We start from the raw sequence: 5,647 nt of genomic DNA, 5'->3' as shown, positions 1-5,647 counted from the left end.
CGGAGAGCTCCTACCGCGCCAACGTCACCGAGCTGCTCGACTGGGTTGGGCTCGGCGAGCGGCTCGATGCGCTGCCCGCCGTGCTCTCGGGCGGCGAGAAGCAGCGGGCCGCCATCGCCCGCGCCGTGATCGCCCGCCCCGACATCCTCCTCAGGCCAACTCTGCGGTCTGCTACCTGCTCGGCATCACCGCCGTCGACTCGATCTTCTACGGGCTGCCGTTCGAGCGGTTCCTCTCGAGCATGCGCGACGAGGAGCCAGACATCGACGTCGACTTCGACTCCGACCGGCGCGAGGAGGTGATCCAGTACGTCTTCGCGAAGTACGGCCGGCGCAATGCGGCCCAGGTCGCGAACGTCATCAGCTACCGCCCGACGTCCGCCATTCGCGACATGGCGAAGGCACTCGGATACGGTCCTGGCCAGCAAGACGCGTGGTCGAAGCAGATCGACTCGTGGTCATCCATCACTCCGCCCGACGGGCACGAGATCCCCGCGAAGGTGCTCGAGCTCGCGAGCGAGGTGCTGCGGTTTCCGCGGCACCTCGGCATCCACTCCGGCGGCATGGTGCTCACCCACCGGCCCGTCGGCGAGATCGTGCCGATCGAGCACGCCCGCATGGACGACCGCACCGTGGTGCAGTGGGACAAAGACGACTGCGCGTTCATGGGCCTGGTCAAGTTCGACCTGCTCGGGCTCGGCATGCTCGCGGCGCTGCAGTACGCCTTCGACCTCATCCGCGACTCGACGGGTGAGGAGTGGTCGCTCGAGACCCTGCCGAAAGAGGAGAAGGGCGTCTACGACATGCTGTGCGTCGCCGACTCGGTCGGGGTGTTCCAGGTCGAGTCCCGTGCCCAGATGGGCACCCTGCCGCGATTGCAGCCGCGACGCTTCTACGAGCTGGTCATCGAGATCGCGCTCATTCGTCCCGGTCCGATCCAGGGCGGGGCGGTGCACCCCTACATCCGCCGCAAGCTCGGCAAGGAGCCGATCACCTACCCGCATCCCATGCTCGAGCCCGTGCTCGAGCGCACCATGGGCGTGCCGCTGTTTCAAGAGCAGCTCATGCAGATGGCCATGGCGGTCGGCAACTGCTCTGCGGAGGACGCCGACCTGCTGCGCCGCGCCATGGGGTCGAAGCGGGGGCTGGAGAAGATCTCCTCGCTGCGCTCGAAACTGTATGAGGGCATGGCCTCGAACGGCATCACCGGTGAGGCCGCCGACAACATCTACAACAAGATCGAGGCCTTCGCGAACTTCGGCTTCGCCGAGAGCCACTCGATCAGCTTCGCCCTTCTCGTCTACGCGAGCTCGTGGATCAAGCTGCACTACCCCGCCGCCTTCCTCGCGGCGCTGCTGCGCGCGCAGCCCATGGGCTTCTACTCGCCGGCGACCCTCACGGCCGACGCCCGGCGCCACGGCGTCACGGTGCTGCGACCCGACATCCTGATCTCTGGGGTGCACGCCTCATTGGAGGGTGCCGGCCCGGCAACGGGAATGGATGCGTGCGCTCTTTCGGAGCAACCGCCGACCGGCCTGTTCGACCCGGCGACCGCGTCGCCGACGTCTGACCATAGACGCGACGGTGGCTTCGAGGTGCGACTCGGCCTCGCCGGGGTGCGCGGCATCGGGGTCGAGCTGGCCACCCGCATCGTTGCCGAGCGTCTAGCGGGGGCGTACACCGACCTCGGCGACCTGTCGCGCCGCGTCGGCCTCACCGCCGCGCAGCTCGAGGCACTCGCCGCCGCCGGCGCCTTCGACTCCCTCGGCCTCACCCGCCGCGAGGCGATCTGGGATGCCGGCTACGCCGCCCTCGACAAGGCCGCCTACCTGCCGGGCACCTTCGTCGCCGTGCAGCCGCCGCTCTTCCCGATGCTCACCCCGGCGGAGCAGGTCGTCAGCGACCTGTGGGCGACCGGCATCTCAACCGACGACCACCCGATGCGGCACGCACGGGCGGGGCTCGACGCCCGCGGGGTGCTACCGGCGTCGGGGCTTCGCGATGCAGAGAACGGCCGGCGCATCGAGGTCGGCGGTGTCGTCATCCATCGCCAGCGACCAGCCACGGCGGGCGGCGTCACCTTCATGAACCTCGAGGATGAGACGGGCATGGTCAACGTGATCTGCACCGTCGGCGTGTGGAACCGCTACCGTCGCGTGGCACGGGAGTCTGCGGCGCTCATCATCCGCGGCATCCTCGAGCGCTCCCCCGAGGGCGTCTGCAACCTCGTGGCCGACGCCTTCGAGCCCCTCGTGGTCGAGGGCCGCACGGCCGTGCGCAACTTCCACTGACGCTCTCAGCCACCCGCGCGCGACTTTTACATCCACGCGCCCCTGCAAAGCCGCGCGCGGTTGAAGAAGTCACGCAGGGTGGTCGAGTCGGAACCCACTCGGCCATCCGACAACCCACTCAGCGCCCCAGAAACCGCGTCAACCCGCACGCTACAACTGGGTCGCCGAGCTCATAGCTGGAGCTACGGGAGAATCACACCAGGGAGTCGCGCCACGCCGCGTGCAGCTGCGAGAAGCGGCCGGTGCCGGCGATGAGCTCGGCGGGAGCGCCATCCTCGACGATGCGGCCGTGCTCCATGACGAGCACGCGGTCGGCGATCGCGACCGTCGACAGACGGTGCGCGATGATGATCGCGGTTCGATCGGAGAGCAGGGTGGTCAGGCCCTCCTGCACCAGCCGCTCCGACGGGATGTCGAGCGAGGCGGTCGCCTCGTCGAGGATGAGCACGACCGGGTCGGCGAGAAAGGCGCGCGCGAAGGACAGCAACTGCCGCTGCCCCGCCGAGACCCGCCCACCGCGCTTGTTCACGTCGGTGTCGTAGCCCTGGGGCAGAGCCATGATGAACTCGTGGGCGCCGACCGCCTTCGCCGCGTCGACCACCTCGGAACGCGTTGCCGTCGGCTTGCCGATCGCGATGTTCTCTGCAACCGACCCGGAGAACAGGTAGGCCTCCTGCGTCACCATGACGATGGCGCGGCGCAGGTCTTTCGGGTGCATGTGGCGAAGGTCGACGCCGTCGAGCGAGAGCGAGCCGTGGCTCGGGTCGTAGAACCGCGAGATGAGCTTGGCGAGCGTCGACTTGCCCGCGCCGGTTGATCCCACGAGGGCGATGGTCTGCCCTGCGGGGATCTGCAGCGAGAACTCGGGAAGCACCACGGAATCCCGCGTGTACGAGAAGGCGACGTTGTCGAAGTCGAGCGCGCCCTTGGCCTGCCACAGGTCGATCGGCGTGGTCGGGGGTGCGACGGTCGGCTCCTCCTCGAGCACGCCGGAGATCTTCTCGAGCGACGCGGCAGCGGCATGGTAGGAGTTGTAGAACATCGCCATGTCGTAGGTTGGCATGAAGAACTGCCGCGCGTAGAGCAGCGCCGCGAGCAGCGATCCGATCGCGAGGGAGCCGTCGAGGGCACGGATACCGCCGAACAGCAGGATCACCGCGATCGTCACGTTGCCGATGAGCACGATGCCCGGCTCGTAGGTGCTGAACAGCTTGAACACGTTGGCGTTCGCGTCGCGGTACTCCTCGACGTGCTCTGCGTACTCCGCCTCGTTGCGCTTCTCCTTGCGGAACGCCTGCACCGCACGGATGCCGCGCATCGTCTCGACGAAGTGCACGATGATGCGCGCAGATGCCACCCGCGTTCGGCGGAACCGGCGCGACGAGTTGACCTGGAACCACCGGCTCAGCGCGACGAACGGCACGAGGGCACCGAGCAGGCAGAACGCGCTGATCGGATCGACGGTGAAGGCCGCGAGCGCGACGAAGCCCATGAACATGGTGCCCTGCACCAGCTGGCTGACGCCGCCATCCAGCAGCTCGCGGATCGACTCGAGGTCGCTCGTCTGACGCGCGATGATGCGGCCGGAGGTGTAGCTCTCGTGAAAGTCGAGTGAGAGCTCCTGGGTCTGGTGGTAGACCCGCTTGCGCAGGTCGAGCAGCAGGCCCTGGCTGAGCTTCGCCGTGAGCACGGTGAACCACGCCATCGAGACGGCACCGAGGATTCCCGCGGCGATGAAGACGGTCGCGGTCATGGCGATCGGCATCCACTCGCCATCGCGCGCGGCGGGCAGCCCCTGGTTGACGCCGTACGCGATGAGCGCGGGCCCGACCACCTGCGCGACGCTCGTGAGCACGGCGACGGATGCGGTGAGCACCACCCGCCAGCGCAGCGGTCGCAGTAGCGAGCCGAGCAGTCGCAGCGAGCGCTGGCGGATGCGGCGGCTCTCGTCTGCTGTCAGCAGGGAGCGGTCTTCGTCCTGAACACCGAACATGGTCATCGCGATCCCCCCTTTCCGTCGGTCGTGAGCATCTCGCCGTCCTCGTCGAGGCTCGAGATGACGAATCGGTAGTGGTCGCTCGTGGCGAGCAGTTCTGAGTGCGTGCCGATCGCAGTGATGCGGCCGTTCTCGAGCAACGCGACGCGGTCGGCGAGCGCGACCGTCGAGGGACGGTGGGCGACGACAAGAGCGGTGGTGCGCTGCAGCACAGAGCGCAGCGCCTCCTCGACCTGGCGCTCTGTGTCGACGTCGAGCGCCGACAGCGGGTCGTCGAGCACGAGGATCTCCGGGTTGGCCGCGACCGCCCTGGCGAGGGCGAGCCGCTGGCGCTGACCGCCGGAGAGGCTCAGCCCCTCCTCCCCGATGGTGGTGTCGAGCCCGTGCGGCAGGTCGTAGACGAAGTCGGCCTGGGCGATCGAGAGGGCAGCGGCGAGATCCTCGTCTGAGGCATCTGGGCGCCCCATAGCCACGTTCTCGCGCACCGAGGCGGAGAACAGCGTCGCGTCTTCGAAGGCCATGGCGATGTGGGTGCGCAGGCTCTCGCGCGTCAGGTCGCGCACGTCGACCCCGTCGATGGTGATCCGGCCGCCGGTCACGTCGTAGAGGCGCGTCGAGAGCGCCGTCAGTGTCGTCTTGCCAGAACCGGTGAGCCCGATGATCGCCATCGTCTCCCCCGCCTCGACGGCGAGGTCGATGCCGTCGAGCAGGTCGCGCTGGTCGTCGGGCGCGTCCTGGTAGCGAAAGTGCACGTTCTCGAAGACGAGGCGGCCCCTCGGTTCGGCGATCTCGACAGGGTTGACCGGATCAAGGATCGTGTTCTCGCTGTCGAGCACCTCGAAGAAGCGGTCGGTCGCCGTTCGCGCGTCGAAGGTCATCGACAGCAGGAACCCGATGGAGTCGACGGGGAATCGCAGCACCATCGCGGTCGCGAAGAACGCGACGAGCGCACCGACGGTGAGCTGGCCGTTGACCGCGAGCACGACCCCGGAGAACAGGGCGATCGCGAAGGTCACGTCGGGCACGACGATGATCCACAGCCAGATGCCGCCGATCGCCCGCGCCTTGGCGATCTCGGTGCGACGCAGCTCCTCTGCCCGCTCGGCGAACTTGTCGAGCGAGTACCGGCCGCGGCCGAATGCCTTGAGTACCCGGATGCCGTGCACCGACTCCTCGACGGCCGTCGCGAGGTCGCCGGACTGGTCCTGGCTCAATCGCGCGATCGAGGAGTACTTGGCCTCGAACAGGTAGCTGAAGATCCAGAGCGGCGTCGAGCACACGACGAAGATGACGCCGAGCACCCACGAGATCGAGAGGAGGTACACGAAGCCGATGACGATCGTCGTGACGTTGACCGTGAG

Annotated in this window: 3 protein-coding genes; 1 reads left to right on the top strand and 2 read right to left on the bottom strand. The window is 68.1% G+C overall.

The annotated features are described in order from the left end of the window. Positions 1 to 2,290: error-prone DNA polymerase (locus tag AC14A7_RS04735; protein WP_484006739.1), on the top strand; the 2,290-nt coding region annotated here is incomplete at its 5' end. A 193-nt stretch (positions 2,291 to 2,483) separates the two neighbouring features. Here AC14A7_RS04735 and AC14A7_RS04730 read toward each other — a convergent pair. Continuing rightward, positions 2,484 to 4,289 carry an ABC transporter ATP-binding protein gene (locus AC14A7_RS04730; protein ID WP_484006738.1) on the bottom strand — a complete coding sequence of 602 codons (1,806 nt, stop codon included), beginning with the start codon at positions 4,287 to 4,289 and terminating at the stop codon, positions 2,484 to 2,486. Then, a partial coding sequence (locus AC14A7_RS04725) for an ABC transporter ATP-binding protein (protein ID WP_484006737.1) occupies positions 4,286 to 5,647 on the bottom strand: 1,362 nt, incomplete at its 5' end. The genes AC14A7_RS04725 and AC14A7_RS04730, both read right to left, overlap by 4 nt.

It is taken from the genome of Conyzicola sp., from assembly GCF_057073975.1.
The sequence above is the reverse complement of the archived record's forward strand: the minus strand, read 5'-3'. Positions and strand labels throughout refer to the sequence as shown.

Excerpts from the sequence above, each read along its gene's own strand:
- AC14A7_RS04730 (WP_484006738.1), bottom strand. The coding sequence starts at position 4,289 with ATGACCATGTTCGGTGTTCAGGACGAAGACCGCTCCCTGCTGACAGCA.